We start from the raw sequence: 26,308 nt of genomic DNA, 5'->3' as shown, positions 1-26,308 counted from the left end.
CTAGGGTAAACTTGCCAACTTTTGCAGCTCGCCGAGAATCCCATGCCAATCCGTCATTGCATCGTTCACCTGATCGACAAAAAGCCCGATGGCAGCCCTGCTGTACTGCATGCCCGCGACGCCGAGCTGGCCGCATCCGATGCCATCGAAAACCTGCTGGCAGACCTCAACGACAGTTACAACGCCAAGCAAGGCAAGGCCTGGGGTTTTTTCCACGGTGAGTCTGGGGCCTACCCGCTCAGTGGCTGGCTGAAGCAGTACCTCGATGAGGAAAAGGACTTCACCGCCTTCAGCCGCGTGGCGGTGGAACACCTGCAAAAGCTGATGGAAGAGTCCAACCTGTCCACCGGCGGGCACACCCTGTTTGCCCATTACCAGCAAGGCATGACCGAGTACCTGGCGATTGCCCTGCTGCACCACAGCGAAGGCGTGGCAGTGAACGCCGAGCTTGATGTAACGCCTTCGCGCCACCTCGACCTTGGCCAGCTGCACCTGGCAGCGCGCATCAACCTGTCGGAATGGCAGAACAACAAGAGTTCCAAACAGTACATTTCGTTCATCAAGGGCAAGAACGGCAAAAAGGTCTCGGACTATTTCCGCGACTTCATCGGCTGCCAGGAAGGCGTCGACGGCCCAGGCGAAACCCGCACCCTGCTCAAGGCTTTCAGTGACTTCGTCGAGAGCGAAGACCTGCCGGAAGCGTCTGCCCGCGAAAAGACCCAGACCCTGGTCGATTACGCCACCACCCAGACCAAGCTGGGCGAGCCGGTCACGCTGGAAGAGCTGTCCAGCCTGATCGACGAGGACCGGCCCAAGGCGTTTTACGACCATATCCGCAACAAGGATTACGGCCTGTCTCCGGAAATCCCCGCAGACAAACGCACCCTCAACCAGTTCCGTCGCTTCACTGGCCGGGCCGAAGGCCTGTCGATCAGCTTCGAGGCGCACCTGCTGGGGGACAAGGTTGAATATGACGAAGAGGCTGGTACCTTGGTCATCAAGGGCCTGCCAACGCAGCTGGTCGATCAGCTCAAGCGCCGCAAGGACTGATCAGCTGCCTGCATAGGAGGCGACCAGCGCCTCCTTGGCCGACTTGCGCAGCCGCTTCACCAGGCGCTCCTGGCGCAATGCCTCGCCTTTGTTCGGCCACTGCTCCACATACACCAGCGCCTGCGCGGGGCTGGTCTTGAAATACCGCGCGCCCTGCCCTTTCTGATGCGCCACGAAACGCCGCTGCGGGTCGTCACTGATGCCGCAGTAGAGCGAACCATTGGCGGCACGCACAAGGTAGACATACCAGGGTTTCGCTACCGGTTGCGGCAATTCTTCACTCACGACGCCAGCTCTTTCGATGATTAATTTGGTGAGCCCAACGCTTGAGGGCTACATCATGTTCCGCACACTACCGCAAATACTGCTCGGCGCAACGCTGTCGACCATCGCCGTTACCGCCAACGCCTCGATCGGCGCAAAGGTCGCCCAAAAAATGCAGGCCAACTACGACGCGACCCCGCCACAATGCGAGGGCGAAGCCGTACCCGCCCATGCCTGTTCCGGGGTGCTGCTAAGGTCGACCCGGCCCTCGCCCGCGTATCACACCTGGCACCACAGCCCCAACTCCAAGGCCAAAGGTGCGGTGTCGTTTTCCTACCTGCGCGCAGATATTCCGGTGACCCGCCTGGCAGAAGATGGCCGCAGCGGTTTCACCCTGCACCCCATGCTGCAAAGGCCCAAAGGCACCCTGCGCTATGAAATGCTCTGCGCCATGCCCAGCGACGGCGATACCTGGGAACGCGGCTCCCGCGGCTGCGGCGACAACCGCCAGACGGCGGATGTCGAAACCGTCTGCCATGAGCAAGGCATCCTGACGGCCGAGGACTGGATCGCGCAGTTCAGAACAACCGGTGACTACAAACAGCAATGTGCCTTCGACATCCAGCGCGCCCGGGTGCCGGAGCGGGCCGAGGCTTTCCACCAAAGCCTGCGGGTCAAGCAATTGTTCGCCGCTGAAATGCCATTCCCGTGGAACGAGGTGATGATCGGCGCGTGGGACGAAGCACGCTCCGGCAGCTTGCCCATCCAATCGTTCTTCTACATCGACGGCCCATACGGCGCGCTTGAGCAGGCTCAGGCGGACCAACGCGACTGGCACCAGACCCACGGCAGCTTCATTCCCGTCATCCGCATACAACTGCCGAAGTCACTGCAGGACGGTGCCAGGTTCAGCTACCACGACGGCGATCAGGCTGTAGCGCTGCCCTGACTGTGCTGGTAAGCGCGCAGGCCCTTGAAGGCCTGCTGGCGCACCTTGTTCTTGAGCATGGGTGACCACCCCAGCAACATACCCGGCACACCCAACGCCTGCCGCGACCAGCGCCACAAGTCGAAGGTATCGTCATGCTGGCAGATCAACCCGTCGCGAATCACAAACCGTGCCTGGATGTCGTTGACCACAACACGGCCGGTCTGGCTGAACAGGTAGGTCGCCACCCAGTGCGCGCCGCCACTGCGCTCGTCGGCGCGCACACTGTCGAATGCCAGGGTGAAGTTTTTGGCCCGGGTAGTGAGCATCCGCCACATGTCGCCCACATCCCTGCCGCGCAGGGTGCCGAAAACCGGGTCGCTGAAAACGATATCGTCGCTGTAACAGGCCACCATGGCCTCGGCGTCCAGGCGCTGGAAAGCCTGGTAGAAGCGGGTGATCAGGTCGCGGTTGGCGTCGCTCATGGGGCAGGTCCGTCCAGGGCTCGAAAACAGCACCATAATCTGCCCCGCAGGCTTATGCCAGTGCCGGCCCCACAGGGATCACGCTGCCCGCAAAATGTGTGCAATGCCAGCGGGAGCGGCTTTACCCGCGATAGCGCCGGCAGTGCCAGCACATGCCTCAAACTTTCTCGCAGGTCACCTGCACATGCAAAGCACGCCCGGCACCCAGCCCGAATACGATGGCGCCAATGCCCAGCACGGCAAAAATCCAGCCCAGTGCCGCCCAGCCCCCGGTGATGTCGTGCACCAGGCCCACCGCAAACGGCCCCATCGACGCCAGGGTGTAACCTACTCCCTGGGCCATGCTCGACAGGTTCGCCGCCACATGGGCATCTTTCGAGCGGAGCACGATCAAGGTCAGCGCCAGGGCAAAGGTGCCACCTTGCCCCAGGCCCAGCACCACGGCCCATCCCCATAGCCCGGACAACGGTGCATACAGGCAACCGAACAGGCCGGCCAGGGTGATGAGCATGACCAGCACGATGGCCAGCCGCTGGTCCTTGCCACGGGTGGCCAGCCAGGGCGCACTGAGCGAGCTGACCAGTTGCACGATCACCGACCCCGACAACACCAGGCCTGCGTCGGTCGGGCTCAGGCCGCGGCCGATGAGGATCGACGGCAACCAACCGAACACGATGTAGGCCAGCGATGACTGCAGGCCCATGTACAGGGTTACCTGCCAGGCCAGCGGGTCACGCCACAGGCCACGCACGCGATAGGCCACCTTGTGCAGGCCATGCCCCCGTCGCGCCTGCGGCAGCCACACCAACATGGCCAGCAACGCCGGCAGCGCCCAGAAGCCCAGCCCCATTGCCCAACCACCCTCAAAATGCTGGGCCAAAGGCACCGTCGCCCCCGCCGCCATCGCCGCACCCAGGCACAACGCCATGGTGTAGACGCCAGTCAGCGTGCCAGCATGTTGCGGGAAGTCGCGTTTGACGATACCTGGCAACAAGACGCCGATGATGCCGATGCTGGCCCCCGCCATCAGGCTGCCGAGAAACACCCCGACAGCCCCAAAGGCGCTTCGTACCACGATGCCTAGCGCCAGGGTGACGAGAATGCCGAGGATCACCCGCTCGCTGCCAAAGCGCCGCGCGAGCACCGGTGCCAGCGGGGCAAACAAGCCAAGGCAAAGTACCGGCAAGGTGGTCAGCAAGCCGGCCTGCGAGGCATTAAGCCCGAGGCCCTCGGACACCTGCCCCAGCACCGGCGCCATGCTCGACAGCGCCGGGCGCAGGTTCAATGCAACCAGCACCAGGCCAAGCAGCAACAGCCAAGGCCGCCGCAACACCACAGGTTGCTGCTGAACCTGCTCATCGTCAGCTTCGGCATCGATCAAAAGCTCATCGAGGTCGCGCTCGTTGCGCGGGGTGTTACGGGTTATGGATTCAGCCATGGCCTTCTCGGAGTCAGGATTCGATGAGGGTACGGCTCAGGCGCTTGGCCCGCTCCGCATCACGTTGTTCGATGGCGTCGAGGATCTGCCCATGCAGATCGAACGTGGATTGGCAACGGGGCACGGTTGCCATGTTGTGCTTCAGAGCAGCCGCCACCACCCCGGCAAAGTACCGGTACAGCTCGCTTAACGCCGGGTTGTGCGCGGCATCGACCAGCCGCTGGTGAAATACCAGGTCGCACGCTACATATTCATCGACATCCCCGTGAAAATGCCCGGCACTGCCGGCCAAGGCATCACGCAGCGCTTGCAGGTCAGTATCCGTTCGGCGCAGCGCCGCCAGGCCAACGGCTTCAGCCTCAAGGATATGGCGGGTTTCCCGGGCCTGCTCCGGGGTGCAGCGCGACATTGCCTGCACCGCCTGCAAGGGGTCATGCGCCGTGCGCAAGTAGCTACCGTCGCCCTGACGAATTTCCACCAGGCCACTGAAAGCCAGCACGCGCATCGCCTCGCGCACGGTGTTGCGGCTTATGCCCAGCTGATGGGCCAGCTCCGGCTCAGTCGGCAAGCGCTGCCCGACCTGCCAATCGCCCATCACGATACGCTCGCGCATGCGCTCCACGGCCAGCTCCACGAGAGAGCGCTTGGTCAACTCGGTACCCATCTCACTCAACCAATCATCCGATGAATCGACAGAGCTTAGTGGATATCGGGCAGCCGGGCAAACCACCAGGTATTTGAACCCAGGCGTTCGGGGTCGAAGAGAGCAGCCGTTAGGCTGTGGGCATGCCCTGCGAATAGGGGGCGCGGTGCCTGGCACCGGCTTCGCCGGTGTTCGCGGGGCAAGCCCGCTCCCACAGGGCGACTGCTAAATCAGGCAGTTAGCAGCTGTTCTGTGGAAGCGCAGGGCCATCAATCACGTCAGTTCAACGCATCGAGCAGCGCCTGGTTCATGTCTGGCGTGCCGATGGTAATGCGCAGGAACTGGGCAATGCGCGGCTGCTTGAAGTGGCGCACGATCACACCTTGCTCGCGCAGGCGTGCAGCCAGTTCGCCGGCATCTTGGTGCGGGTGGCGGGCAAAGATGAAGTTGGCGGCCGAAGGCAGTACCTCGAAACCCTTGGCCTCAAGCTGCCTGACCAAGACCTCGCGGCTCTCGATCACCTTGCGGCAGGTTTCCTCGAAATACTCGCGGTCTTCGAATGCCACCGCCGCGCCAACGATCGCAGCACGGTCCAAGGGATAGGAGTTGAAGCTGTTCTTGATCCGCTCCAGCGCCTCGATCAGGTCCGGATGCCCTACCGCCAGCCCCACCCGCAAGCCAGCCAACGAGCGCGACTTCGACAACGTCTGGGTAACCAGCAGATTGTCGTAGCGGTCCACCAGGCTGATGGCCGTCTCGCCACCGAAATCGATGTAGGCCTCATCGACCACCACCACCGAGTCACGGTTGGCCTGCAGCAACTGTTCCACCGCCTGCAGCGGCATCAGGCAGCCAGTCGGCGCATTGGGGTTGGGGAAGATGATGCCGGCATTTGGCTTGTTGTAGTCCTCGATGCGGATCTGGAACTGCTCATCCAGCGCCACCTGCTCGAAGGCAATACCGTACAGGCCGCAATAGACCGGGTAGAAGCTGTAGCTGATGTCCGGGAACAACAGCGGCGCATCGTGCTGGAACAGGCCGTGGAAGATGTGCGCCAGCACCTCGTCCGAGCCGTTGCCGACAAACACTTGCGCCGGGGTTACGCCGTAGTACTCGGCGACCGCCTGCTTCAGCCGGTCACCGTTCGGGTCCGGGTACAAGCGCAGGTTGTCGTTAAGCTCGCCACGCATGGCCTCCAGCGCCTTGGGCGACGGGCCGTAGGGGTTTTCGTTGGTGTTCAGCTTGACCAGACGGGCCAGCTTGGGTTGCTCGCCCGGCACATAAGGCACCAGGTCCTTGACGAAGGGGCTCCAGAATCGACTCATGCTCAGTTCCCCTTCTCTTGGGTCAGGATACGGTATTCGGCGCTGCGGGCGTGGGCGGTCAGCGACTCGCCACGGGCCAGGACCGAAGCCGTGTGGCCCAGCTCGGACGCGCCCTGCTCGGAGCAGAAAATGATCGACGAACGCTTCTGGAAGTCATACACCCCCAACGGCGACGAGAACCGCGCGGTGCCGGAGGTAGGCAGCACGTGGTTGGGCCCGGCGCAGTAATCGCCCAGCGCTTCGCTGGTGTGACGGCCCATGAAGATCGCGCCAGCGTGGCGAATGTGCGGCAACCAGGCTTGCGGGTCGGCCACCGACAGTTCCAGGTGCTCCGGGGCAATGCGGTTGGCCACGTCCATGGCCTGTTGCATGTCACGCACCTGGATCAGTGCACCACGGCCATTGATCGACTTCTCGATGATGTCGGCACGTTCCATGGTCGGCAGCAGCTTGCTGATGCTGGCCGCAACACGGTCGAGGAATGCGGCATCCGGGCTGACCAGGATGGCCTGGGCGTCTTCATCGTGCTCGGCCTGGGAGAAGAGGTCCATGGCGATCCAGTCCGGGTCGGTCTGGCCGTCGCATACCACGAGGATTTCCGACGGGCCGGCGATCATGTCGATGCCTACCTGGCCGAATACGTGGCGTTTGGCGGTGGCTACGTAGATGTTGCCCGGGCCGACGATCTTGTCCACCTGCGGCACGCTTTCGGTGCCGTAGGCCAGTGCAGCAACCGCCTGGGCACCACCCACGGTGAATACGCGGTCCACACCGGCGATGCAGGCGGCAGCCAGCACCAGTTCGTTGACCTCGCCACGCGGGGTCGGCACTACCATTACGACTTCGGCCACGCCGGCAACCTTGGCCGGAATGGCGTTCATCAGCACCGACGAAGGGTACGACGCCTTGCCGCCCGGCACATACAGGCCTGCACGGTCCAGCGGGGTGACCTTCTGACCCAGCACGGTGCCGTCGGCCTCGGTGTACTGCCAGGAGTCCTGCTTCTGCCGTTCGTGGTACATGCGCACGCGGTTGGCGGCCTTTTCCAAGGCTTCGCGCTGGACCGGGGTAATGCGGGTCAGGGCCAGCTCCAGGCGCTCGCGACCGAGGATCAGGTCATCGATGCTGTTGGCCGAAACGCCGTCGAAACGCTGGGTGAACTCTACCAGTGCCGCATCGCCGCGCTCGCGCACGCCCTTGATGATGTCGAGCACGCGCTGGTTGACCGCGTCATCGGACACACTCTCCCAGCTCAGCAGATGATCCAGATGTCGGGCGAAATCCGGATCAGCAGCGTTGAGACGGGCAATTGCAGTGGACACGGTCATGGCGAGGGCCTCGATTATTAGCGAATGCTCAGGCACCCTAGGCTACCAGTCCATCCGCGCGGGCACCCGAGAAAAGTGGCTATGACGCGGATAGACGGGCGCGACGGCGAAAGCCGCGCGCAGTCGGTAGAGAGTCAGCCGCGGTGTCGCGATTCGACTGCTTGACGCAGCGTGTCGATCAGGCTCTGGATACGGGCGTGCTGCATTTTCATGGAAGCCTTGTTGACCACCAGGCGCGAGCTGATCGTGGCGATCAGGTCCTGGGGCTCCAGGCCGTTGGCACGCAGAGTGTTGCCAGTGTCGACCACGTCGATGATCTTGTCGGCGAGGTTGATCAGCGGTGCCAGTTCCATCGAACCGTACAATTTGATGATATCGACCTGACGGCCCTGTTCGGCGTAGTAGCGTTTGGCTACGTTGACGAACTTGGTGGCCACGCGCAGGCGGCCCTTGGGCTCGGGTGCGCCGACCACGCCGGCAGTCATCAGCTTGCACTGGGCAATCTGCAGGTCCAGGGGTTCGTACATACCCTGGCCGCCGTACTCCATCAGCACGTCCTTGCCGGCCACACCCAGGTCGGCGGCACCATGCTCGACATAGGTCGGCACATCGGTCGCACGCACGATCAGCAGGCGCACATCGTCCTGCGTGGTGGGGATGATCAGTTTGCGGCTCTTGTCCGGGTTCTCGGTCGGCACAATACCGGCCTCGGCCAGCAACGGCAGGGTGTCGTCGAGAATACGGCCTTTGGAAAGCGCGATGGTCAACATTGGAACGTCGGTCCTTAAGCGGCTGCTGCCGGCCAGGTCATCGACCTGGCCGCATTCAATTCGAAAGGTGCATCCTTGCACCTGCGGGCTATTAGCCCGGTACGCGGCGGATTTTCGCGCCGAGCATCTGCAGTTTCTCTTCGATGCACTCGTAACCACGGTCGATGTGGTAGATGCGGTCGATCAGGGTATCGCCTTCGGCAACCAGCGCCGACAGCACCAGGCTGGCGGACGCACGCAGGTCGGTGGCCATGACCGGGGCACCTTTGAGCGACTTGACGCCAGTGACGATGGCAGTGTTGCCCTCGACCTGGATCTGCGCGCCCATGCGGTGCATTTCGTAAACGTGCATGAAGCGGTTTTCGAAGATGGTTTCGATCACCGCGCCGGTGCCTTCGGCAATGGCGTTGAGCGAAATGAACTGCGCCTGCATGTCGGTCGGGAACGCCGGGTACGGGGCGGTACGCAGGTTGACGGCTTTTGGCCGCTTGCCATGCATGTCCAGCTCGATCCAGTCTTCGCCGGTGTTGATGTCGGCACCGGCTTCCTTGAGTTTTTCCAGTACGGCTTCAAGGATGGTCGGGTCGGTGTCCTTGACCTTGACGCGGCCACCGGTCACGGCAGCAGCGACCAGGTAGGTACCGGTCTCGATGCGGTCCGGCATGACGCGGTAGCTGGCCGAATGCAGGCGCTCGACGCCATCGATGGTAATGGTGTCGGTACCGGCGCCCTGGACATTGCCGCCCATGGCATTGATGAAGTTGGCCAGGTCGACCACTTCAGGCTCGCGCGCGGCGTTCTGCAACACGCTGCGGCCCTTGGCCAGGGCAGCGGCCATCATGATGTTCTCGGTACCGGTGACGCTGACGGTGTCGAAGAAGAAGTGCGCACCGCGCAGGCCACCCTCAGGCGCCTTGGCCTTGATGTAGCCACCTTCCACTTCGATCTTCGCGCCCATGGCCTCGAGGCCGCGGATGTGCAGGTCGACCGGGCGCGAACCAATGGCGCAACCGCCAGGCAGGGCCACTTCGGCTTCGCCGAAACGGGCAACCATCGGGCCCAGTACCAGGATCGAGGCGCGCATGGTCTTGACCAGCTCGTAAGGCGCAACCAGGGTCTTGATGGTGCGTGGGTCGATCTCCACCGACAGCTTCTCGTCGATCACAGGCTCGATGCCCATGCGGCCGAACAGCTCGATCATGGTGGTGATGTCGTGCAGGTGTGGCAGGTTGCCCACGGTGACCGGGCCATCGGCCAGCAGGGTCGCCGCCAGAATCGGCAAGGCTGCGTTCTTCGCGCCCGAAATGCGGATCTCGCCGTCAAGGCGAGCGCCGCCAGTAATAATCAGTTTGTCCATTGGAGTCTCGCCGCCAAGTTGGCTCAGGTGCGCTCAGCCCAGGCTGCGCTGCTGAAAAATTTCATGGTTACCGCATGGATGCTGCCATTGGCGATCCATGGGTTCAGGTGAGCATAGATCGCCTGCTGGCGTTTGACCGGGCTCAGGCCAGCCAACTCGTCGCTGATCACGTTCAACTGGAAGTTGCAGCCTTCGCCTTCAACTTCGACCCGGGAACCCGGCAATTTCTCTTCAAGGAAGCTTTTAACTTCTACGGCCTGCATGCTCAACCTCAATCGGCGCCCGATGCGCACGGGTCGGCCATCATACAAAAAAGCCCCCCGCCTGCGAAGCCCAACGAGGGCTTCGCTGACCGAGGGGCCATCATCCGTGCCGGGCCATCAGGTTGCCAGCACTTCATCAAGGTCATAGACCTCGGCAATTTCCCGCATGTCGTCAGGCATGCCGCGGACCTCGCAGGCCTTGCCGGTGGCTTGGCCATCGCGAATGAACGCAAGCAACAGCGACAGGCCAACGCTCGACGACTTTTCGACAGCCGAGCAATCCAGCACCAGGTGCGGCTCGCGGGAGGCGTCGATCAGCGACTTGCCCTGCTTGCGCAAGGCGGGGCCGGTACGGTAGTCCAGCACGCCGGCCAGGCGCATAACGCCTGGCTCAGCCATGCTTACGCCGGCCTCACTCATTTCACTTCCTTGTCAGGCGAGCTGTCTGCTGCCTGCTTGGCCTTGGCCACTTCACCCGCCCAGCCGTCGATGGTCTTGTCCAGGTTGTTGCCATTGCGCTGCATGGCATCGGCAAACTGGTCACGGAACAGCTTGCCAATGTTGATGCCGTTGACGATGACGTTACGCACCTTCCACTCACCACCGATGTTTTCCAGGGTGTACTGCACCGGGTAAACGGCACCGTTGTTACCGGTGACCTTCATGCCTACGCTGGCGCGCTTGCCGTCATCGGCTTTGGCCGGGTCGACGACGATGCCCTGGTTGTTGTATTCGAGCAGCGCATTGCCATAGAACTGCATCAGGCTGCGCTTGAAGTTTTCCTGGAAGCGCTGCATCTGCTCAGGTGTGGCCTTGCGCGAGTACTTGACGGTCATGATGCTGCGGGAAATACCGTCAGCGTCCACCACCGGGCCCAGGATGCGGTTGAGCGCATCGTAGAAGGCGCTGGGGTTGGACTTGTACTGCTCCTTGTTGGCCTTGAGGTCACCCAGCAGTTCATTGGTCGTGCCCTGAACCACCTCGTGAGGCGACTGCGCCGCCAGGGTCAGCAGGGGGAAGGCCGCCAGCAGGACCAGCAGGCCACGTCGCAGGATCGAAATCATGGATACTCCTTAATTAGCCGGTTGCGCTTCTTTCGGTTCCTTGCCAACGGAGTTGAGCAGGAACTTGCCAATCAGATCTTCCAGCACCAAGGCCGACTGGGTGTCGTGGATGGTCGCGCCATCCTTGAGCACCTGATCTTCGCCGCCCACGCTGATGCCGATGTACTTCTCGCCAAGCAGACCGGCAGTCAGGATCGAGGCCGTGGAGTCGGTCGGCAGGTTGTCCACCGACTTGTCCAGCTGCAACGTCACCCGACCGGTGTAGGAATCCCGGTCCAGATCGATGGCGGTGACCTTGCCGATGGTCACACCGGCCATGGTCACTTTAGCTCTGACCGTCAAACCGGCGATATTGTCGAAGTAGGCATAAACTTTATAGGTATCGCTGCTCGGGCTGGCCGACAGCCCGCTGACACGCAGGGCCAGCAGCAGCAGCGCCAGGATCCCGGCCAGGAGGAACAGGCCGACACCGATTTCCAGGGTGCGGTTTTGCATCAGAAATCTCCAAACATCAAGGCGGTCAGAATAAAGTCCAGACCCAGCACTGCCAACGAGGCATAGACCACGGTCTTGGTGGTGGCACGGCTGATCCCTTCTGAGGTGGGCTCGCAGTCGTACCCCTGGAATACGGCAATCCAGGTTGTGACGAAGGCGAACACCAGGCTCTTGATCAGCCCGTTAAGCACGTCGTCAGTGAAAGAAACACTGTTCTGCATGTTGGCCCAGAACGAGCCTTCGTAGACGCCCAGCCAGTCCACGGCCACCCACGAGCCACCCCAGATGCCGACCACGCTGAAAATCAGCGCCAGCAACGGCAGCGAGATGAAACCGGCCCACAGGCGCGGCGCGACGATGTACTTGAGCGGGTCGACGCCGATCATTTCCAGGCTCGACAGCTGCTCGGTCGACTTCATGTTGCCGATTTCGGCGGTCAGCGCGGACCCTGCACGGCCGGCGAACAGCAACGCCGTTACCACCGGGCCGAGCTCACGCAGCAGGGTCAGGGCGACCATCTGCCCCACTGCCTGCTCCGAGCCGTACCTGGCCAGGATGCTGTAGCCCTGCAGCGCCAGCACCATGCCGATAAACACCCCGGACACGACAACGATCGCCAGCGACAACACGCCCACCGAGTACAGCTGCCTGGTCAGCAGCTGGAAGCCGCCGCCGATACCGCCACGGCCAACCAGCGCATGGAACAGGAACAGGCAGGAACGCCCGAGCACGGCCAGCACATCGATTGCCGAACGGCCCAGCAGGCGAACACGTTCGAGTAAGGATTTTCTGCGCATCAACGCGCTCCCAGCAGGTCGGCGCGGTAGTCAGGCGCAGGAAAGTGGAAGGGTACCGGGCCGTCCGGGTCGCCCTTCATGAACTGGCGAATGCGAGGGTTGTCCGAGCCCATCAGCTCGTCGGGCGTCCCCTGCCCCAGCACCTGGCCGTCGCCTACCACGTAGAGGTAGTCGGCGATGCTGGCGGTTTCCGCCAGGTCGTGGGAAACGACGATGCTGGTAATGCCCAGGGCATCGTTGAGCAAGCGGATCAGGCGCACCAGTACGCCCATGGCGATCGGGTCCTGGCCGACGAACGGCTCGTCGTACATAAGGATCTGCGGGTCCAGGGCAATTGCCCGCGCCAGCGCCACACGGCGCTTCATGCCACCGGACAATTCGTCAGGCATCAGGTCGATGGCACCCCGCAGGCCCACGGCCTGCAGCTTCATCAGCACGATGTCGCGGATCATTTCGTCCGACAGCTGGGTGTGCACGCGCAGCGGGAACGCGACGTTCTCGAACACATCGAGGTCGGTGAACAGCGCGCCACTCTGAAACAGCACACCCATCTGTTTGCGGGCGTCGAACAGGTCGCTGCGCGACAGCGTCGGCAGATTCTGGCCAGCAACCCATACCTCACCGCTGGAGGGGCGCAATTGCGCACCCATCAGGCGGAGCAACGTGGTCTTGCCGCAACCCGATGGCCCCATGATGCCGGTGACCTTGCCGCGCGGGATGCGAATGTCGACGTTGCTGAAAATGCTGCGCGAACCACGTTTGAAGGTAACCCCCTTCAACTCGACCGCGTAGGCGCTATCCACACTCATCTAGACTCCTTGCTAGTGCAGCCTCGTCCTAATGGACGCCGGCCTCCATCAGGAAGGCACAAGCGCCCCTGGCAGGCCGAATAGCGGCGAACTATAGCACCGCTGACAGTGCCGCCCCAAGGCCGGACAAGCAGTCGTTCAGCCCCGTGACAGGCTTTGATGACATTCGCTACAGCAATCGAAGGGGTGAGGGTTTTCGTCATTGCGCGTATAATCGCGACCTTTTCATCAGGCATTGCTTTCTCGACATGAGCCAATCCAGCGAGCTGATTCAATCCGCCCAACGCACCCTGCGCCTGGAACTCGAGGCCGTAGAGGCCCTGCTGGCGCGCATCGACGACAATTTCGTCAAAGCCTGCGAGCTGATCCTGGCCAGCAAGGGCCGGGTGGTCGTGGTCGGCATGGGCAAGTCCGGGCATATCGGCAACAAGATCGCCGCCACCCTGGCCAGCACCGGGACCCCGGCGTTTTTCGTGCACCCGGCCGAAGCCAGCCATGGCGACATGGGCATGATTACCCGCGATGATGTCATCCTTGCGCTTTCCAATTCCGGCAGCACTGCCGAAATCGTCACCCTGCTGCCGTTGATCAAGCGCCTGGGCATCAAGCTGGTCAGCCTGACCGGCAACCCGGACTCGCCCCTGGCCCAGGCCGCCGAGGTCAACCTCGACGCCCGCGTCGCGCAAGAGGCCTGCCCGCTTAACCTCGCACCCACCTCCTCCACCACGGCATCGCTGGTGCTGGGCGACTGCCTGGCCATCGCCCTGCTCGAAGCCCGCGGTTTCACCGCTGAAGACTTTGCCTTCTCGCACCCGGGCGGTGCACTGGGCCGTCGCCTGCTGCTCAAGGTCGAGAACGTGATGCACAGCGGCGACGAGCTGCCCCAGGTAGCCCGCGGCACCCTGCTCAAGGATGCGCTGCTTGAAATGTCCCGCAAAGGCCTGGGCATGACCGTGATCGTCGAAGCCGACGGCACGCTGGCCGGGATCTTCACCGACGGCGACCTGCGCCGCAGCCTGGACCGCAACATCGACGTACACACCACCCTGGTCGACCAGGTCATGACCGTGCACGGCAAAACGGCCCGCGCCGACATGCTCGCTGCCGAAGCCCTGAAGATCATGGAAGACCACAAGATCAGCGCACTGGTGGTGGTGGACCGCGAGGGCCGCCCGACCGGCGCCCTGAACATGCACGACCTGCTGCGCGCCGGTGTAATGTAAGGAGCGATGGAATGAACCAGGACCTCATGCAACGCGGCAAAGCCATCAAGCTGGCAGTGTTCGACGTAGACGGCGTGCTCACCGACGGGCGCCTGTACTTCCTCGAAGATGGCAGCGAGTTCAAGACCTTCAATACCCTCGACGGCCAGGGCATCAAGATGCTCATGGCCTCGGGTGTGACCACCGCGATCATCAGCGGGCGCAAAACCCCTGTGGTCGAGCGCCGGGCGAAAAACCTCGGCATCCCGCACCTGTACCAGGGCCGCGAGGACAAATTGGTCGTGCTTGACGGCCTGCTCGCCGAACTGGGCCTAAGCTATGATCAAGTGGCCTACCTGGGCGATGACCTGCCCGACCTGCCGGTCATTCGCCGGGTGGCATTGGGCATGGCCGTGGCCAGCGCCGCCCCGTTTGTTCGCCAGCACGCTCACGGCGTGACCCAGGCACGCGGCGGCGAAGGCGCAGCCCGTGAATTCTGCGAACTGATCATGCAGGCCCAGGGTACCCTGGACGCTGCCAACGCCAACTACCTGTAAGGCTGCCCATGTTCAGCAAGAAAGCCCGCAATATTGCGCTGCTAGCAGTGATCGCCGCCCTGCTGGCGGCGGTCGGCTACTGGAATGTCAGCCCGGAAAGCTTCCTCGACAAGCCGGTGGCCCAGGTCGACGAAAGCGCCATCGACTACTATGCGATCAACGCCCACAGTGTGCAATTTCTGCCCGACGGCAAGCTGCAGTACGAAATGACCGCCGACAAGGTCGAGCACATGAAGACCAGCGAAATCACCTTGGTGACTACGCCGGACCTGCACCTGTACCGCGGCACCCAATACCCGTGGCACGTGCAAAGCACCCGCGCCGAGGTCAACCCGGACGGCACCGAGGTCGAGCTGATCGACAAGGTACGGATTGCACGCATCGACGAAAAACAGCGTGAAACCATCATTACCAGTTCACGCATGACCGTGTTCCCGCAGAAGCAATATGCGCAGACCGAGCAAGCCGTTAGAATCGACGGCGCCGGTGGCACGACTACGGGCAAAGGAATGAAAGCGTATTTGAAAGAAAGCAGGATGGACCTGCTCTCTAACGTAAGAGGACAGTATGAGGCTCGTTAAAACCCTCCCCCTTTTGCTCAGCCTGAGCGCAGCACTGGGAAGCGCGAGCGCCTTCGCACTGCCGAATGACCGTGATCAGCCGATCCGCATCCAGGCCGACCAGGCCCATCTGGATGACAAGCAAGGCGTGGCCACCTATACCGGTGACGTGATCATCACCCAAGGTTCGATGATGATCAAAGGCAACACCGTGACCATGACCCGCGCCGCCAACGGCGACATCGATGTGGTCACCTCGGTCGGCAACCTGGCCTACTTCGAGCAACAACAGAGCGCTGCCAAGCCAGACAAGATGAAAGGCTGGGCAGTGACAATCCAGTACCAGGCGCAGAAAGACACCGTGATCCTCACCGACCGCGCCAAGGTCGAAAACGAGGGCAACACGACCGAAGGCGAGAAGATCGTCTACAACACCAAGTCCCAGGTGGCGACCGCCGGTCGTGGTGGCAACGTGACCCAGCCACGTCAGCGCATCGACATGGTGATCCAGCCCAAGAAGAAGGCCGAGTAAATGGCAACCCTCAAAGCCCAGCATCTGGCCAAGAGCTACAAGGGGCGGCAGGTCGTACGTGATGTCAGTCTGTCGATCGACAGTGGCCAGATCGTCGGCCTGCTCGGCCCCAACGGCGCCGGCAAGACCACCTGCTTCTACATGATTGTCGGGCTGGTCCAGGCCGAGCAGGGGCGCGTGCTCATCGACAACCTCGATGTCAGCCACCAGCCCATGCACGGCCGCGCCCGTGCCGGCATCGGCTACTTGCCGCAGGAAGCCTCGATCTTCCGTAAACTGTCGGTGGCCGACAACATCATGGCCATTCTCGAGACCCGCAAGGACCTCGACCGCGACGGCCGCCGCAAAGAGCTGGAAAGCCTGCTGCAGGAGTTCCACATCAGCCACATTCGCGACAACCTCGGCATGAGCCTTTCCGGTGGTGAACGCCGCCGCGTCGAGATTGCCCGCGCCCTGGCAACCGCACCCAAGTTCATCCTGCTGGACGAACCCTTCGCCGGTGTCGACCCGATCTCGGTTGGTGACATCAAGCAGATCATCCACCACCTCAAGGCCAAGGGCATCGGTGTGCTGATTACCGACCACAACGTGCGCGAGACGCTGGATATCTGCGAGACCGCCTATATCGTCAATGATGGCCGGCTGATCGCTGAAGGCGATGCCGAGACCATCCTGGCCAACGACCTGGTCAAAGAGGTTTACCTGGGCCACGAGTTCCGGCTCTGACCCAGGGGAAGCGCCTGGAGCACTGGCACATAGCCGTGAAACCGCGGGTAAAGTTGTTACAGCGCTCTAGGCAAACGCTACAATTTAAGGCATAAAACTTGCTTGATCTGGCGCCCCGGCGCCCTCGTGTAGTGGATGGCGCATGCGCGCCGGCGAACAAGGTATTAAGCCCCAGCCATGAAACCATCGCTCGTCCTAAAAATGGGCCAGCAACTGACGATGACACCGCAGTTGCAACAGGCCATCCGTCTGCTCCAGCTTTCCACCCTGGACCTCCAACAGGAAATCCAGGAAGCGCTGGAGTCGAACCCGATGCTCGAACGTCAGGAAGACGGCGAGGACTTCGACAACAGCGACCCGATGGCGGACAACGCCGAGAACAAGCCGGCAGCCGAAGCCCAGGACAACAGCTTTCAGGAAAGCACCGTCAGTGCCGACAACCTGGAAGATGGCGAGTGGGGCGAGCGGATCCCCAACGAGCTTCCGGTCGATACCGCCTGGGAAGACATCTACCAGACCAGCGCCAGCAGCCTGCCGAGCAACGATGACGATGAGTGGGACTTCACCACCCGCACATCGGCCGGCGAAAGCCTGCAAAGCCACCTGCTGTGGCAACTGAACCTGGCGCCGATGTCCGACACCGACCGCCTGATCGCCGTTACCCTCATCGACAGCATCAACGGCCAGGGCTACCTGGAAGACACCCTTGAGGAAATCTGCGCCGGTTTCGACCCGGAGCTGGATATCGAGCTGGACGAGGTCGAAGCGGTGCTGCACCGTATCCAGCAGTTCGAACCGGCCGGCGTCGGCGCCCGTAACCTGGGTGAATGCCTGCTGCTGCAACTGCGCCAGCTGCCTGCCAACACTCCGTGGATGACCGAAGCCAAGCGCTTGGTCACCGATTTCATCGACCTGCTCGGCAGCCGCGACTACAGCCAGCTGATGCGGCGCATGAAAATCAAGGAAGACGAGCTGCGCCAGGTCATCGAGCTGGTACAAAGCCTCAACCCGCGCCCTGGCTCACAGATCGAGTCCAGCGAACCCGAGTACGTGGTGCCCGACGTCATCGTGCGCAAAGACAGCGACCGCTGGCTGGTGGAGCTGAACCAGGAAGCCATCCCGCGCCTGCGGGTCAACCCGCAATACGCAGGCTTCGTGCGCCGCGCCGACACCAGTGCCGACAACACCTTCATGCGCAACCAGTTGCAGGAAGCGCGCTGGTTCATCAAGAGCCTGCAAAGCCGCAACGAAACCCTGATGAAGGTTGCCACGCAGATCGTCGAGCACCAGCGCGGTTTCCTCGACCATGGTGATGAAGCAATGAAGCCGCTGGTGCTGCATGACATCGCCGAAGCGGTGGGGATGCATGAGTCGACCATCTCTCGGGTTACCACGCAAAAATACATGCACACCCCGCGTGGCATCTACGAACTGAAATACTTTTTCTCCAGCCACGTCAGCACCTCCGAAGGCGGAGAATGCTCGTCTACAGCGATCCGCGCGATCATCAAAAAACTGGTTGCAGCGGAAAATCAGAAAAAGCCATTGAGTGACAGCAAGATCGCTGGTTTACTGGAGGCACAAGGCATCCAGGTAGCCCGTCGCACCGTCGCCAAGTACCGCGAGTCGCTCGGCATAGCACCGTCGAGCGAACGCAAGCGACTGATGTAGCCCCTGAGATGCGCCACAGCGTTTGTGGGGCAGGTGCAAGACCTGCCTCTTTATGCACGGGCAATAAAGGAGAAGCTGTATGCAAGTCAATATCAGTGGACAGCATGTAGAAGTCACCCAGCCACTGCGCGATTATGTGCTTGAAAAGCTCGCCCGCGTGGAAAGTCACTTCGACAAGATCACCAACGTGCAGGTCATCATGAAAGTCGAGAAGCTGCAGCAGAAGGTCGAAGCGACCCTGCAGATTCCTGGCGGTGAAGTGGTTGCCAATGCCGAAGACCAAGACATGTATGCAGCCATCGACGCCTTGGCCGACAAGCTCGACCGCCAACTGAAAAAACACAAGGAAAAACAGCAAAGCCTGCTGCAAGGTGCAGCTGCCCGCTGATCCCCCTCATCCATGATCCGACTTGAAACCATCCTGACCCCCGGCCGTTCCCTCGTGAACGTGCCGGGCGGCAGTAAAAAGCGCGCCTTGGAAACGGTTGCGAACCTCATCGCCGATCAAGTGCCAGAACTGGAGATGCAAGACGTCTTCGAAAAACTGGTCGCCCGCGAAAAACTCGGCTCGACCGGTTTCGGCAATGGCATCGCCATCCCTCACTGCCGGCTTGAAGGTTGCTCCGCACCGGTCAGTGCCCTGCTGCACCTGGACGCCCCAATCGAATACGACGCCATCGATGGCGCGCCCGTGGACCTGCTGTTCGTCTTGCTGGTGCCTGAAGCCGCTACCGATGCCCACCTGGAACTGCTGCGCCAGATTGCCAGCATGCTTGATCGCAAGGAAGTTCGTGATCGCTTGCGTAGCGCCAGCAGTAACGAGGCCCTCTTCCAGGTAGTCCTGGACGAACAGAACGAGCACTGAACATGCGCTTGATCATTGTCAGCGGCCGGTCCGGCTCCGGCAAGAGTACCGCCCTCGATGTCCTGGAAGACAATGGTTTCTACTGCATTGACAACCTGCCCGCCGCGCTCTTGCCGGAGCTGGCGGAAGAGGCGCTGATCAACACCGAACTGCTGCAACCGAAGGTTGCAGTGTCGATCGACGCACGTAACCTGCCCAGCCACCTGACGCGCTTCCCCGAATTGCTCGAAGAAGCCCGCGCGCGCAATATCCAGTGTGATGTGCTGTTCCTGGATGCCGACGAAGGCATGCTGCTCAAGCGCTTTTCGGAAACCCGCCGACGCCACCCATTGACCAATGCCAACCGCTCGCTGGCCGAGGCGATCCGCGTCGAGAGCGAGCTTTTGGGGCCGATCGCCGACCTGGCTGACCTGAAGATCGACACCACCAACCTGAACCTGTATCAACTGCGTGATTCGATCAAGCTGCGCCTGCTCAACCAGCCCGAGCCTGGCACCGCGTTCCTGGTCGAATCGTTCGGTTTCAAGCGGGGCATGCCGGTCGATGCGGACCTGGTATTCGATGTGCGCTGCCTGCCCAATCCTTACTGGAAGCCTGAACTGCGCGAACACTCCGGCCTCGAGCAACCGGTCATCGACTACCTGGGCGCACAGCCAGATGTCGAAGACATGTTCAGCGACATTTCCAGCTACCTGCTCAAGTGGCTCCCCCGCTTCGCCGCCAGCAACCGCGCCTACGTTACCATTGCCATCGGCTGCACCGGCGGCCACCACCGCTCGGTGTACATAACCGAGCGCCTTGGCCAGTTGCTGCAGCAATCCCTGAAAAACGTCCAGGTCCGCCACCGCGACCTCTAGCCCAAGGATCCGCCCCACGATGCCCGCCCGCGAAATCACCATTATCAACAAGCTGGGCCTGCATGCCCGGGCGGCAGCCAAGTTCGTCGGCGTGGCTGGCCGCTATCCCTGCCAGGTGCGCGTTGGGCGCGCGCCGGACACGCTAGTGGACGGCAAGAGCATCATGGCGGTGATGATGCTGGCAGCCGGCAAAGGCACCCAGGTGCACCTGCATACCGAAGGCGAGCAGGACAACGAGGCGATGAATGCGTTGGTCGAGCTGATCAACAACTTCTTCGACGAAGGCGAATAGAAGCCTGCACGGTCCTGCTGGGAACGCGTAAACCTGATCATGAATCAGGACAGCGCGGTGTCCATCACCATCATCAGGCAAAACCCGATGCACAGCCCCAGGCTGGCCAGACGATGATGGCCGTTACTGCGCGATTCCGGGATGATCTCCTGGGTCACCACCAGCAGCATCGCCCCTGCCGCGCAGGCCAGGCCCAGCGGCAACAGCAGTTCGGCGATGTTCACCAACCAGGCACAGATCACTGCGGCCAGCGGCTCGACCAAGCCTGACGCAGCGCCAATCAGAAAAGCGTTGAAACGCGACATGCCCGCCCCGGCCAACACCAGCGCAATCACCAGTCCCTCGGGCACATCCTGCAACGCAATGCCCATGGCCAGGCTGTCGGCGTCGGCCATGCCCCCACCTGCCGACACACCGATGGCCATGCCTTCGGGGATGTTGTGCGCAACGATGGCAATGACAAACAGCCAGATACGCGCAGCAATCACCGGCTGGTTGCCAGTGCCGACCAGTGCTTCTGGCGAGGCGCCAGACACCTTGAGGTCAACCAGAAACAGGCACAGCGCACCGAACAACAAGCCAAAGCTGATCAGGCCACCGGCGGCCCATGGGCTGAAACCTACGGACCGGGCCGCGTCCAGGCCCGGAATGATCAGGGAAAATGCGGTGGCTGCCAGCATCACGCCTGCGCCGAAGCCCAGCAGCGTGTCGGCCAGCGCCACCGGCATGTTGCGAATGACCAGTACCGGTACCGCCCCCAGCGCCGTCCCCAGTGCGCATAATGCGCCGCCCTCCAGGGCGCGCAACATGCGTGGCTCCAGGTCCAGCCAGGCAAGGCCGCGCGCGACCAGCAGCGCGGTGCCGGTCAGCAACAGCAAAGTCCCAAGCGCCAGACGAAACAGGCGCACACTGCTGACAGACATCACTTCAGAGCGCATACCGGTCCGACTCACTTCAGGGCTTCAACATAACGACGTTCCACTTCCGCCCAGTCAATGACGTTGTAGAAAGCACCGATGTATTCCGGACGACGGTTCTGATACTTCAGGTAATAGGCATGCTCCCACACGTCCAGACCAAGAACTGGCGTATTGCCGTGCATCAGCGGGCTGTCCTGGTTACCGCTGCTTTCCACCACCAGGGTTTTCTGCGGCGTCACGCTGAGCCACGCCCAGCCACTGCCGAAACGGGTCAGCGCCGCTTTGGTGAAGGCGTCCTTGAAGGCGTCGAAACCGCCCAGTTGCGACGAGATGGCCTGCGCCAGCTGGCCCTGCGGCTCGCCGCCCCCCTGCGGTGACATTACGGTCCAGAACAGGCTGTGGTTGGCGTGGCCGCCGCCATGGTTGGTCACCGCACCCCGCAGGTTTTCCGGCAGTTGCTTGACCGCACCGACCAGCTTTTCCACGGGCCACTCGGCCCACTCGGTGCCTTCGATGGCGGCATTGAGGCCATTGACGTAGGTCTGATGGTGCTTGCTGTGGTGGATCTCCATGGTCTGGGCGTCGATGTGCGGCTCCAGTGCATCGTAGGCGTAAGGCAAAGCAGGCAAGGTATGGGGCATGTCAGTGAATTCCGTAGGCATGGGTTCTGGGCGCCACGTCCGGCCGGGCAGCGATCTCGCTGCCCCCGGCATTGTGGCGGTGGAGCAGGCGCTCGGTACGTGGGTACTGACCGTACTCGGCGATGAAGCTCAGCAGTTCGGTATAGGTTCTCCCACTGTGGCGCAGGGCCGCGTCACGCAGAGCCTGGGGCAAACGCGCCTCCTGGCTGGCCTGCAGCAGCCGCTGGTGGGCGGCGCACAGGTAGTCGGCGCTTTCGTGCGGCTGATTCAGGCGCAGGTGCAGGTCAGCCAGGTTGTGGTGGGCGATGACCAACGCGGCCACCGCTTCGTCAACGTCATGCCAGCGCTCGAACAGCACCTGTGCCAGCGCCAGTGCCTGCAGGTAATGTTCCCGGGCGTCTACCAGCTCGCCTTGGTCGAACAGGCGGTTGGCTGTTTCGGTCGTGCGTTTCCAGTGCTGCATGGCATTGCTACTCCGCGCTGATGGCGCTAAGGCGGTGACGCAGGGTCAGATACCGCCGGCAGTGAGCTTTTCCGGGTCCAGCAGCGCTTGCAGCTGGTCACGCGAAAGATCGGTGTGCGCCAACGCCACATCGATGATCGGGCGGCCCTGCTTGTAGGCGGTCTTGGCGATTTCGGCGGCCTTGAGGTAACCAATGATCGGGTTCAGCGCAGTGACCAGGATCGGGTTGCGCGCCAGGGCTTCCTTGAGCTTGTCCTCGTTGACCTTGAAGCTGGCGATGGCCTTGTCGGCCAGCAAGCGGCTGACGTTGGCCATCAGCTCGATGCTCTCCAACAGGTTGCGGGCGATCACCGGCAGCATCACGTTCAGCTCGAAATTGCCGGACTGGCCAGCAACAGCGATGGTCGCGTCGTTACCGATCACCTGGGCAGCAACCATGGCAGTGGCCTCCGGGATCACCGGGTTGACCTTACCAGGCATGATCGAAGAGCCCGGCTGCAAGCCTTGCAGCTCGATTTCGCCCAGGCCGGCCAGTGGGCCGGAGTTCATCCAGCGCAGATCGTTGGCGATCTTCATCAGTGCCACGGCCGTGGTCTTGAGCTGGCCAGACAGCGCCACGGCGGTGTCCTGCGAGCCGATCAGGGCGAACAGGTTCTGCCCCGGGGTAAACTCGACCTGGGTCAGGCCGCTGAGCTGCCGGGCAAAGCCGGCAGCGAACTGAGGGTGGGCATTGATGCCGGTACCCACGGCGGTACCGCCCTGGGCCAGCGCCTGCAGGCTTGGCAAGGTGGCTTCGATGTGCCCCTTGGCACCGTTGATCTGCGCCGCCCAGCCGTCCAGCACTTGGCTCATGCGTACCGGCATGGCGTCCATCAAGTGGGTGCGACCCGTTTTCACATACTGATGCACTTGCGCCGACTTGGTCTCGATCACCTGTACCAGGTGGCTCAGCGCCGGCAGCAGTTGCTCGTGCAAGGCCAGTGCAGCACTGACATGAATGGTGGTGGGGATGATGTCGTTGCTGCTCTGGCCACAGTTGACGTGGTCGTTGGCGTTGACAGCGTCACCCAGCACGCGGCTGGCCAAGGTGGCAATCACCTCGTTGGCGTTCATGTTCGAGCTTGTGCCAGAGCCGGTCTGGAACACATCCACCGGGAAGTGCTGGATGAAGTCCTCCGCCAAGAGTTGCTCGACAGCCTTGACGATGGCCTGGCCCTGCGCCGCAGACAGTTGTTCCAGCTCGACGTTGGCCTTGGCGGCGGCAGCCTTGGCCAGCAACAGGGCACGAATGAACTGGGCCGGCATGCGCAGGCCACTGACCGGGAAGTTGTCGACCGCGCGCTGGGTCTGTGCACCGTACAAGGCCTTGGCCGGCACCTGCAGTTCACCCATGCTGTCACGCTCGATACGGGTATCACTCATCATCAAATCCTTGCATCAATTCATCGGGAGAAATGGAGGGCAGCAGACGGCAATTGGCCAACTGCAGGGCGTAGGGCTGCCAGCGCTGGTTTTCTTCGTGGCGATCGAGGTTGCGCAACACCAGCAGGGGGCGCCAGGCCTGATCCAGGCACAGGCAACGCCAGTGCCAGGGCAGCATGCGGTCGCAGGCGGTATCCAGCAGCAGGCGGAAGGAGGTCAATGCCACCGTCCATGGCGAGGTCTCGGTGCAGCACACCAGATAGCGGCCTTCGGCCAGGTAATGCTCGATCAGGCGCGGCTCGTCGGGCTCGAGCGCACAGCGAATGCGCCGGCTGAGCCAGCGCCAGTTTTCCAGGTAGGGGAGTTCGCGCAGGACGGGTTTCATGAACATCATCGCCGGGTTACTGGATAATGATATTCATTATTAAGTGATAAATAGAATCACTTCAAGGGAAAGGTGATGAAAAAAAACCCGGCGCAGGGGCCGGGTTTTCAGTGACATTGAAATTTCTGCTAAAGATCAGCTACCCGCAACAGTCATCCGCTCAATCAATACCGAGCCCGTATGGATATTGCTACGGGTTTCAAGATCGCTACCAATCGCGACAATCTGCTGGAACATATCCTTCATATTGCCGGCAATGGTCACTTCCTGTACAGCGTGCTGAATCTCGCCATTTTCGACCCAGAAGCCTGCCGCACCACGGGAGTAATCACCCGTCACCATGTTAAGGCCATGCCCCATCAATTCGGTCACCAGCAGCCCGCGGCCCATACGGCGGATCAGTGCGGCCTGGTCTTCGACACCGTGAGTGACGAACAGATTGTGCACACCACCGGAGTTGGCTGTGCTTGGCAAGCCCAGCTTACGCCCGGAATAGGTACCCAGCAGGTAAGACACCAGCTCGCCCTTGTCGACGAACGGCTTGGCATAGGTCGCCAGGCCATCACCGTCAAACGCCGCGCTGCCCAGTGCCCGTGGAATGTGAGGGCGCTCGTCGAGGGTCAGCCAAGTGGGGAACAGGCGTTGACCAATGGTGCCTTCAAGGAACGACGACTTGCGGTAGAGATTGCCGCCGGAAATGGCCGAGAGGAAGCTGCCGAACAGGCCACCCGCCAGTTCGGCGGAAAACAGCACCGGTACTTCGCAAGTCGGTACCGGACGCGCGCCCAAGCGGCTGGCTGCGCGCTGGGCCGCGCGTACGCCGATGCTGCGCGGGTCGGCCAGCAGGTTGCCCTGGCGGTTCACGTCGTACCAGTAGTCACGCTGCATCTGGCCGTCGCCTTCAGCGATCATCACACAGCTCAGGCTGTGCCGGGTCGAAGCATAACTGCCAATGAAGCCATGGCTGTTGCCATACACGCGGCAGCCCTGGTGGGTATTGAGTGTGGTGCCGTCGGCGTTGAGGATGCGCGGGTCCTCATCGAACGCCGCCGCTTCGCAGGCCAGGGCCATCTCGATGGCCCTTTCGGGCTCGATAGCCCAGTCGTGATAGAGGTCCAGGTCCGGGATTTCACGGGCCATCAGCGCCGCGTCGGCCAGGCCGGAGCAATCGTCCTCGGACGTATGTTTGGCAATGGCCAAGGCTGCCGCAACGGTCTCACGGATCGCCTCCGGGCCACTGGCCGAGGTGCTGGCCGAGCCTTTGCGCTGGCCAACATAAAGGGTGATACCAAAGCCCTGGTCGCGGTTGAACTCAACTGTTTCAACCTCGCGCTGGCGTACTGTGGTGGACAGGCCCTGCTCCAGCGATACCGCCACTTCGCAGGCGCTGGCCCCCTGGCGGCGCGCCTCGGCAATGATTGCCTCGACCTGCTCCTGCAATGCTGGCAGGTCTTTCGGACCTACGCTCTGGACTGCACTCATGGTTCTCTCCACTCAAATTCTGCGTACGGCTTGGGGTCATTCTACGACCGGGCCGGACAAGCGGCCCCCGACTGGTTATCATGGCGGCGATTTCTAGCGGACTGCCACCATGGTTGATTCAAACAACGACGCCTTCGACGGCGAAAAAAGCAAAACCCAGATCAAGCGCGAACTGCATGAGCTGGTCGAACTCGGCGAGCGCCTTACCACGCTCAAAGCCGATACCCTGGCCCGCCTGCCGTTGACCGACGAGCTGCGCAAGGCCCTGGCCGAGGCCAGCAAGCACACCGCTCATGGCGCCCGCAAACGCCATATGTCGTTTGTCGGCAAGCTGATGCGCGTGCAGGACCTGGATGCCATCCACGCCTTGCTTGAGCAGATGGACAGCTCGACCCGCCAGTACAACGAGCGCTTCCACGGCCTGGAGCGCTGGCGCGACCGGTTGATCGACGGCAACGACGAAGACCTTGAGCGCTTCGTCAACGAGTACCCCGACACCGACCGCCAGCAGCTGCGCTCGCTGGTGCGCCATGCCCAGCACGAGAAGGCCCGCAACAAGCCGCCTGCCGCCGCACGCAAGGTGTTCAAGTACATCCGCGACCTCGACGAGCTGCAACGCGGCTTGCGCTGACGGATTGCTCTGGGGCCCTGTGGGAGCTGGCTTGCCCCGCGAACACCGGCAAAGCCGGTGTCAGCCACCATTATGTGGCCTTGTTC

General features: G+C 62.1%; 33 protein-coding genes. 13 read left to right on the top strand and 20 right to left on the bottom strand.

Features of this window, described 5'->3' with window-relative positions; all coding sequences use genetic code 11:
- Positions 1-42 precede the first annotated feature (42 nt).
- On the top strand, positions 43-1,050 hold the full coding sequence (gene yejK, locus OZ911_RS04800) for a nucleoid-associated protein YejK (protein WP_016485058.1): 1,008 nt from the start codon (positions 43-45) through the stop codon (positions 1,048-1,050).
- Here the strand turns inward: yejK and OZ911_RS04795 are convergent, their stop codons facing one another.
- A complete protein-coding gene (locus OZ911_RS04795) occupies positions 1,051-1,335 on the bottom strand; it encodes a GIY-YIG nuclease family protein (protein ID WP_016485057.1) in 285 nt (94 codons plus the stop codon).
- A 28-nt stretch (positions 1,336-1,363) separates the two neighbouring features.
- Between OZ911_RS04795 and OZ911_RS04790 the strand changes: the two genes are divergently transcribed.
- The gene (locus tag OZ911_RS04790; protein ID WP_134792733.1) at positions 1,364-2,263 is read left to right on the top strand and encodes a hypothetical protein; all 900 of its coding nucleotides are present in this window, start codon (positions 1,364-1,366) and stop codon (positions 2,261-2,263) included.
- Here OZ911_RS04790 and OZ911_RS04785 read toward each other — a convergent pair.
- The 13 genes from OZ911_RS04785 to OZ911_RS04725 form a co-directional block, all read right to left on the bottom strand.
- Positions 2,242-2,727 (bottom strand): nuclear transport factor 2 family protein, encoded by a 486-nt coding sequence (locus OZ911_RS04785; protein ID WP_016485055.1) that lies wholly within the window; start codon positions 2,725-2,727, stop codon positions 2,242-2,244. The genes OZ911_RS04790 and OZ911_RS04785 overlap by 22 nt on opposite strands.
- 157 nt (positions 2,728-2,884) lie before the next feature.
- Positions 2,885-4,165: a CynX/NimT family MFS transporter gene (locus tag OZ911_RS04780; protein ID WP_023046952.1), complete on the bottom strand. Its 1,281-nt coding sequence runs from the start codon at positions 4,163-4,165 to the stop codon at positions 2,885-2,887.
- Positions 4,166-4,178: 13 nt separating this feature from the next.
- Positions 4,179-4,829, bottom strand: a complete 651-nt coding sequence (locus tag OZ911_RS04775) for a FadR/GntR family transcriptional regulator (RefSeq protein WP_023046951.1) — start codon at positions 4,827-4,829, stop codon at positions 4,179-4,181.
- A gap of 257 nt (positions 4,830-5,086) precedes the next feature.
- Positions 5,087-6,133 (bottom strand): histidinol-phosphate transaminase, encoded by a 1,047-nt coding sequence (gene hisC / locus OZ911_RS04770; protein ID WP_016485052.1) that lies wholly within the window; start codon positions 6,131-6,133, stop codon positions 5,087-5,089.
- A gap of 2 nt (positions 6,134-6,135) precedes the next feature.
- Positions 6,136-7,461, bottom strand: coding sequence for a histidinol dehydrogenase (gene hisD, locus OZ911_RS04765; protein ID WP_023046950.1), 1,326 nt, complete (start codon positions 7,459-7,461; stop codon positions 6,136-6,138).
- 134 nt (positions 7,462-7,595) lie between these two features.
- The gene (hisG, locus tag OZ911_RS04760; RefSeq protein ID WP_016485050.1) at positions 7,596-8,231 is read right to left on the bottom strand and encodes an ATP phosphoribosyltransferase; all 636 of its coding nucleotides are present in this window, start codon (positions 8,229-8,231) and stop codon (positions 7,596-7,598) included.
- Positions 8,232-8,322: 91 nt separating this feature from the next.
- Entirely contained in the window at positions 8,323-9,588 is a 1,266-nt protein-coding gene (murA, locus tag OZ911_RS04755) for a UDP-N-acetylglucosamine 1-carboxyvinyltransferase (RefSeq protein WP_016485049.1), read from the bottom strand.
- Positions 9,589-9,611: 23 nt separating this feature from the next.
- Positions 9,612-9,851, bottom strand: coding sequence for a BolA family protein (locus OZ911_RS04750; protein ID WP_003255121.1), 240 nt, complete (start codon positions 9,849-9,851; stop codon positions 9,612-9,614).
- Between the two features lie 117 nt (positions 9,852-9,968).
- Positions 9,969-10,271 (bottom strand): STAS domain-containing protein, encoded by a 303-nt coding sequence (locus OZ911_RS04745; RefSeq protein WP_016485047.1) that lies wholly within the window; start codon positions 10,269-10,271, stop codon positions 9,969-9,971.
- Entirely contained in the window at positions 10,268-10,915 is a 648-nt protein-coding gene (locus OZ911_RS04740; RefSeq protein ID WP_016485046.1) for an MlaC/ttg2D family ABC transporter substrate-binding protein, read from the bottom strand. Before OZ911_RS04740 ends, OZ911_RS04745 begins: the two co-directional genes overlap by 4 nt.
- Before the next feature lie 9 nt (positions 10,916-10,924).
- The gene (gene mlaD / locus OZ911_RS04735; protein ID WP_016485045.1) at positions 10,925-11,410 is read right to left on the bottom strand and encodes an outer membrane lipid asymmetry maintenance protein MlaD; all 486 of its coding nucleotides are present in this window, start codon (positions 11,408-11,410) and stop codon (positions 10,925-10,927) included.
- Positions 11,410-12,207, bottom strand: coding sequence for a lipid asymmetry maintenance ABC transporter permease subunit MlaE (gene mlaE / locus OZ911_RS04730; protein ID WP_016485044.1), 798 nt, complete (start codon positions 12,205-12,207; stop codon positions 11,410-11,412). Before mlaE ends, mlaD begins: the two co-directional genes overlap by 1 nt.
- Positions 12,207-13,016: an ATP-binding cassette domain-containing protein gene (locus OZ911_RS04725; RefSeq protein WP_016485043.1), complete on the bottom strand. Its 810-nt coding sequence runs from the start codon at positions 13,014-13,016 to the stop codon at positions 12,207-12,209. Before OZ911_RS04725 ends, mlaE begins: the two co-directional genes overlap by 1 nt.
- Before the next feature lie 248 nt (positions 13,017-13,264).
- On the opposite strand from OZ911_RS04725, the gene OZ911_RS04720 reads away from it, so the two are divergent.
- The 10 genes from OZ911_RS04720 (at position 13,265) to OZ911_RS04675 (ending at position 20,278) form a co-directional block, all read left to right on the top strand.
- On the top strand, positions 13,265-14,239 hold the full coding sequence (locus tag OZ911_RS04720) for a KpsF/GutQ family sugar-phosphate isomerase (RefSeq protein ID WP_016485042.1): 975 nt from the start codon (positions 13,265-13,267) through the stop codon (positions 14,237-14,239).
- An 11-nt stretch (positions 14,240-14,250) separates the two neighbouring features.
- Positions 14,251-14,775, top strand: a complete 525-nt coding sequence (locus OZ911_RS04715; protein WP_023046949.1) for a KdsC family phosphatase — start codon at positions 14,251-14,253, stop codon at positions 14,773-14,775.
- An 8-nt stretch (positions 14,776-14,783) separates the two neighbouring features.
- Positions 14,784-15,356, top strand: coding sequence for an LPS export ABC transporter periplasmic protein LptC (gene lptC / locus OZ911_RS04710; RefSeq protein ID WP_016485040.1), 573 nt, complete (start codon positions 14,784-14,786; stop codon positions 15,354-15,356).
- Entirely contained in the window at positions 15,343-15,867 is a 525-nt protein-coding gene (gene lptA, locus OZ911_RS04705) for a lipopolysaccharide transport periplasmic protein LptA (protein WP_016485039.1), read from the top strand. The genes lptC and lptA overlap by 14 nt, the downstream gene beginning before the upstream one ends.
- Positions 15,868-16,593, top strand: a complete 726-nt coding sequence (lptB, locus tag OZ911_RS04700; protein ID WP_003255132.1) for an LPS export ABC transporter ATP-binding protein — start codon at positions 15,868-15,870, stop codon at positions 16,591-16,593.
- A gap of 177 nt (positions 16,594-16,770) precedes the next feature.
- Entirely contained in the window at positions 16,771-18,264 is a 1,494-nt protein-coding gene (locus OZ911_RS04695; protein ID WP_024717623.1) for an RNA polymerase factor sigma-54, read from the top strand.
- Between the two features lie 79 nt (positions 18,265-18,343).
- Positions 18,344-18,652, top strand: coding sequence for a ribosome hibernation-promoting factor, HPF/YfiA family (gene hpf, locus OZ911_RS04690; RefSeq protein ID WP_016485037.1), 309 nt, complete (start codon positions 18,344-18,346; stop codon positions 18,650-18,652).
- 12 nt (positions 18,653-18,664) lie between these two features.
- The gene (gene ptsN, locus OZ911_RS04685) at positions 18,665-19,129 is read left to right on the top strand and encodes a PTS IIA-like nitrogen regulatory protein PtsN (protein ID WP_016485036.1); all 465 of its coding nucleotides are present in this window, start codon (positions 18,665-18,667) and stop codon (positions 19,127-19,129) included.
- Between the two features lie 2 nt (positions 19,130-19,131).
- Positions 19,132-19,986: an RNase adapter RapZ gene (rapZ, locus tag OZ911_RS04680; RefSeq protein WP_016485035.1), complete on the top strand. Its 855-nt coding sequence runs from the start codon at positions 19,132-19,134 to the stop codon at positions 19,984-19,986.
- A 19-nt stretch (positions 19,987-20,005) separates the two neighbouring features.
- Positions 20,006-20,278, top strand: a complete 273-nt coding sequence (locus OZ911_RS04675) for an HPr family phosphocarrier protein (protein WP_016485034.1) — start codon at positions 20,006-20,008, stop codon at positions 20,276-20,278.
- 44 nt (positions 20,279-20,322) lie between these two features.
- Here the strand turns inward: OZ911_RS04675 and OZ911_RS04670 are convergent, their stop codons facing one another.
- The 6 genes from OZ911_RS04670 to pmbA form a co-directional block, all read right to left on the bottom strand.
- The gene (locus OZ911_RS04670; protein ID WP_016485033.1) at positions 20,323-21,216 is read right to left on the bottom strand and encodes a ZIP family metal transporter; all 894 of its coding nucleotides are present in this window, start codon (positions 21,214-21,216) and stop codon (positions 20,323-20,325) included.
- 11 nt (positions 21,217-21,227) lie between these two features.
- Positions 21,228-21,839, bottom strand: a complete 612-nt coding sequence (locus tag OZ911_RS04665; protein ID WP_023046948.1) for a superoxide dismutase — start codon at positions 21,837-21,839, stop codon at positions 21,228-21,230.
- A gap of 1 nt (position 21,840) precedes the next feature.
- Complete coding sequence (locus OZ911_RS04660; protein ID WP_023046947.1) at positions 21,841-22,302, bottom strand: DUF2753 family protein; 462 nt, start codon at positions 22,300-22,302, stop codon at positions 21,841-21,843.
- Between the two features lie 45 nt (positions 22,303-22,347).
- A complete protein-coding gene (locus OZ911_RS04655) occupies positions 22,348-23,724 on the bottom strand; it encodes a class II fumarate hydratase (protein WP_268968580.1) in 1,377 nt (458 codons plus the stop codon).
- Entirely contained in the window at positions 23,717-24,118 is a 402-nt protein-coding gene (locus OZ911_RS04650) for a hypothetical protein (RefSeq protein WP_023046946.1), read from the bottom strand. The genes OZ911_RS04655 and OZ911_RS04650 overlap by 8 nt, the downstream gene beginning before the upstream one ends.
- A 126-nt stretch (positions 24,119-24,244) precedes the next feature.
- The gene (gene pmbA / locus OZ911_RS04645; RefSeq protein WP_095115789.1) at positions 24,245-25,591 is read right to left on the bottom strand and encodes a metalloprotease PmbA; all 1,347 of its coding nucleotides are present in this window, start codon (positions 25,589-25,591) and stop codon (positions 24,245-24,247) included.
- A gap of 109 nt (positions 25,592-25,700) precedes the next feature.
- On the opposite strand from pmbA, the gene yjgA reads away from it, so the two are divergent.
- Positions 25,701-26,222, top strand: coding sequence for a ribosome biogenesis factor YjgA (gene yjgA / locus OZ911_RS04640; RefSeq protein ID WP_016485027.1), 522 nt, complete (start codon positions 25,701-25,703; stop codon positions 26,220-26,222).
- Positions 26,223-26,308: the final 86 nt, after the last annotated feature.

This window comes from Pseudomonas fortuita (assembly GCF_026898135.2).
GTDB classification, from domain to species: domain Bacteria; phylum Pseudomonadota; class Gammaproteobacteria; order Pseudomonadales; family Pseudomonadaceae; genus Aquipseudomonas; species Aquipseudomonas fortuita.
This window is presented reverse-complemented; position numbering and strand designations above follow the sequence as displayed.

Excerpts from the sequence above, each read along its gene's own strand:
- yejK (WP_016485058.1), top strand. The coding sequence starts at position 43 with ATGCCAATCCGTCATTGCATCGTTCACCTGATCGACAAAAAGCCCGAT.
- OZ911_RS04785 (WP_016485055.1), bottom strand. The coding sequence starts at position 2,727 with ATGAGCGACGCCAACCGCGACCTGATCACCCGCTTCTACCAGGCTTTC.
- OZ911_RS04780 (WP_023046952.1), bottom strand. The coding sequence starts at position 4,165 with ATGGCTGAATCCATAACCCGTAACACCCCGCGCAACGAGCGCGACCTC.
- OZ911_RS04775 (WP_023046951.1), bottom strand. The coding sequence starts at position 4,829 with ATGGGTACCGAGTTGACCAAGCGCTCTCTCGTGGAGCTGGCCGTGGAG.
- hisC (WP_016485052.1), bottom strand. The coding sequence starts at position 6,133 with ATGAGTCGATTCTGGAGCCCCTTCGTCAAGGACCTGGTGCCTTATGTG.
- hisD (WP_023046950.1), bottom strand. The coding sequence starts at position 7,461 with ATGACCGTGTCCACTGCAATTGCCCGTCTCAACGCTGCTGATCCGGAT.
- hisG (WP_016485050.1), bottom strand. The coding sequence starts at position 8,231 with ATGTTGACCATCGCGCTTTCCAAAGGCCGTATTCTCGACGACACCCTG.
- murA (WP_016485049.1), bottom strand. The coding sequence starts at position 9,588 with ATGGACAAACTGATTATTACTGGCGGCGCTCGCCTTGACGGCGAGATC.
- OZ911_RS04750 (WP_003255121.1), bottom strand. The coding sequence starts at position 9,851 with ATGCAGGCCGTAGAAGTTAAAAGCTTCCTTGAAGAGAAATTGCCGGGT.
- OZ911_RS04745 (WP_016485047.1), bottom strand. The coding sequence starts at position 10,271 with ATGAGTGAGGCCGGCGTAAGCATGGCTGAGCCAGGCGTTATGCGCCTG.
- OZ911_RS04740 (WP_016485046.1), bottom strand. The coding sequence starts at position 10,915 with ATGATTTCGATCCTGCGACGTGGCCTGCTGGTCCTGCTGGCGGCCTTC.
- mlaD (WP_016485045.1), bottom strand. The coding sequence starts at position 11,410 with ATGCAAAACCGCACCCTGGAAATCGGTGTCGGCCTGTTCCTCCTGGCC.
- mlaE (WP_016485044.1), bottom strand. The coding sequence starts at position 12,207 with ATGCGCAGAAAATCCTTACTCGAACGTGTTCGCCTGCTGGGCCGTTCG.
- OZ911_RS04725 (WP_016485043.1), bottom strand. The coding sequence starts at position 13,016 with ATGAGTGTGGATAGCGCCTACGCGGTCGAGTTGAAGGGGGTTACCTTC.
- OZ911_RS04720 (WP_016485042.1), top strand. The coding sequence starts at position 13,265 with ATGAGCCAATCCAGCGAGCTGATTCAATCCGCCCAACGCACCCTGCGC.
- OZ911_RS04715 (WP_023046949.1), top strand. The coding sequence starts at position 14,251 with ATGAACCAGGACCTCATGCAACGCGGCAAAGCCATCAAGCTGGCAGTG.
- lptC (WP_016485040.1), top strand. The coding sequence starts at position 14,784 with ATGTTCAGCAAGAAAGCCCGCAATATTGCGCTGCTAGCAGTGATCGCC.
- lptA (WP_016485039.1), top strand. The coding sequence starts at position 15,343 with ATGAGGCTCGTTAAAACCCTCCCCCTTTTGCTCAGCCTGAGCGCAGCA.
- lptB (WP_003255132.1), top strand. The coding sequence starts at position 15,868 with ATGGCAACCCTCAAAGCCCAGCATCTGGCCAAGAGCTACAAGGGGCGG.
- OZ911_RS04695 (WP_024717623.1), top strand. The coding sequence starts at position 16,771 with ATGAAACCATCGCTCGTCCTAAAAATGGGCCAGCAACTGACGATGACA.
- hpf (WP_016485037.1), top strand. The coding sequence starts at position 18,344 with ATGCAAGTCAATATCAGTGGACAGCATGTAGAAGTCACCCAGCCACTG.
- ptsN (WP_016485036.1), top strand. The coding sequence starts at position 18,665 with ATGATCCGACTTGAAACCATCCTGACCCCCGGCCGTTCCCTCGTGAAC.
- rapZ (WP_016485035.1), top strand. The coding sequence starts at position 19,132 with ATGCGCTTGATCATTGTCAGCGGCCGGTCCGGCTCCGGCAAGAGTACC.
- OZ911_RS04675 (WP_016485034.1), top strand. The coding sequence starts at position 20,006 with ATGCCCGCCCGCGAAATCACCATTATCAACAAGCTGGGCCTGCATGCC.
- OZ911_RS04670 (WP_016485033.1), bottom strand. The coding sequence starts at position 21,216 with ATGCGCTCTGAAGTGATGTCTGTCAGCAGTGTGCGCCTGTTTCGTCTG.
- OZ911_RS04665 (WP_023046948.1), bottom strand. The coding sequence starts at position 21,839 with ATGCCCCATACCTTGCCTGCTTTGCCTTACGCCTACGATGCACTGGAG.
- OZ911_RS04660 (WP_023046947.1), bottom strand. The coding sequence starts at position 22,302 with ATGCAGCACTGGAAACGCACGACCGAAACAGCCAACCGCCTGTTCGAC.
- OZ911_RS04655 (WP_268968580.1), bottom strand. The coding sequence starts at position 23,724 with ATGAGTGATACCCGTATCGAGCGTGACAGCATGGGTGAACTGCAGGTG.
- OZ911_RS04650 (WP_023046946.1), bottom strand. The coding sequence starts at position 24,118 with ATGATGTTCATGAAACCCGTCCTGCGCGAACTCCCCTACCTGGAAAAC.
- pmbA (WP_095115789.1), bottom strand. The coding sequence starts at position 25,591 with ATGAGTGCAGTCCAGAGCGTAGGTCCGAAAGACCTGCCAGCATTGCAG.
- yjgA (WP_016485027.1), top strand. The coding sequence starts at position 25,701 with ATGGTTGATTCAAACAACGACGCCTTCGACGGCGAAAAAAGCAAAACC.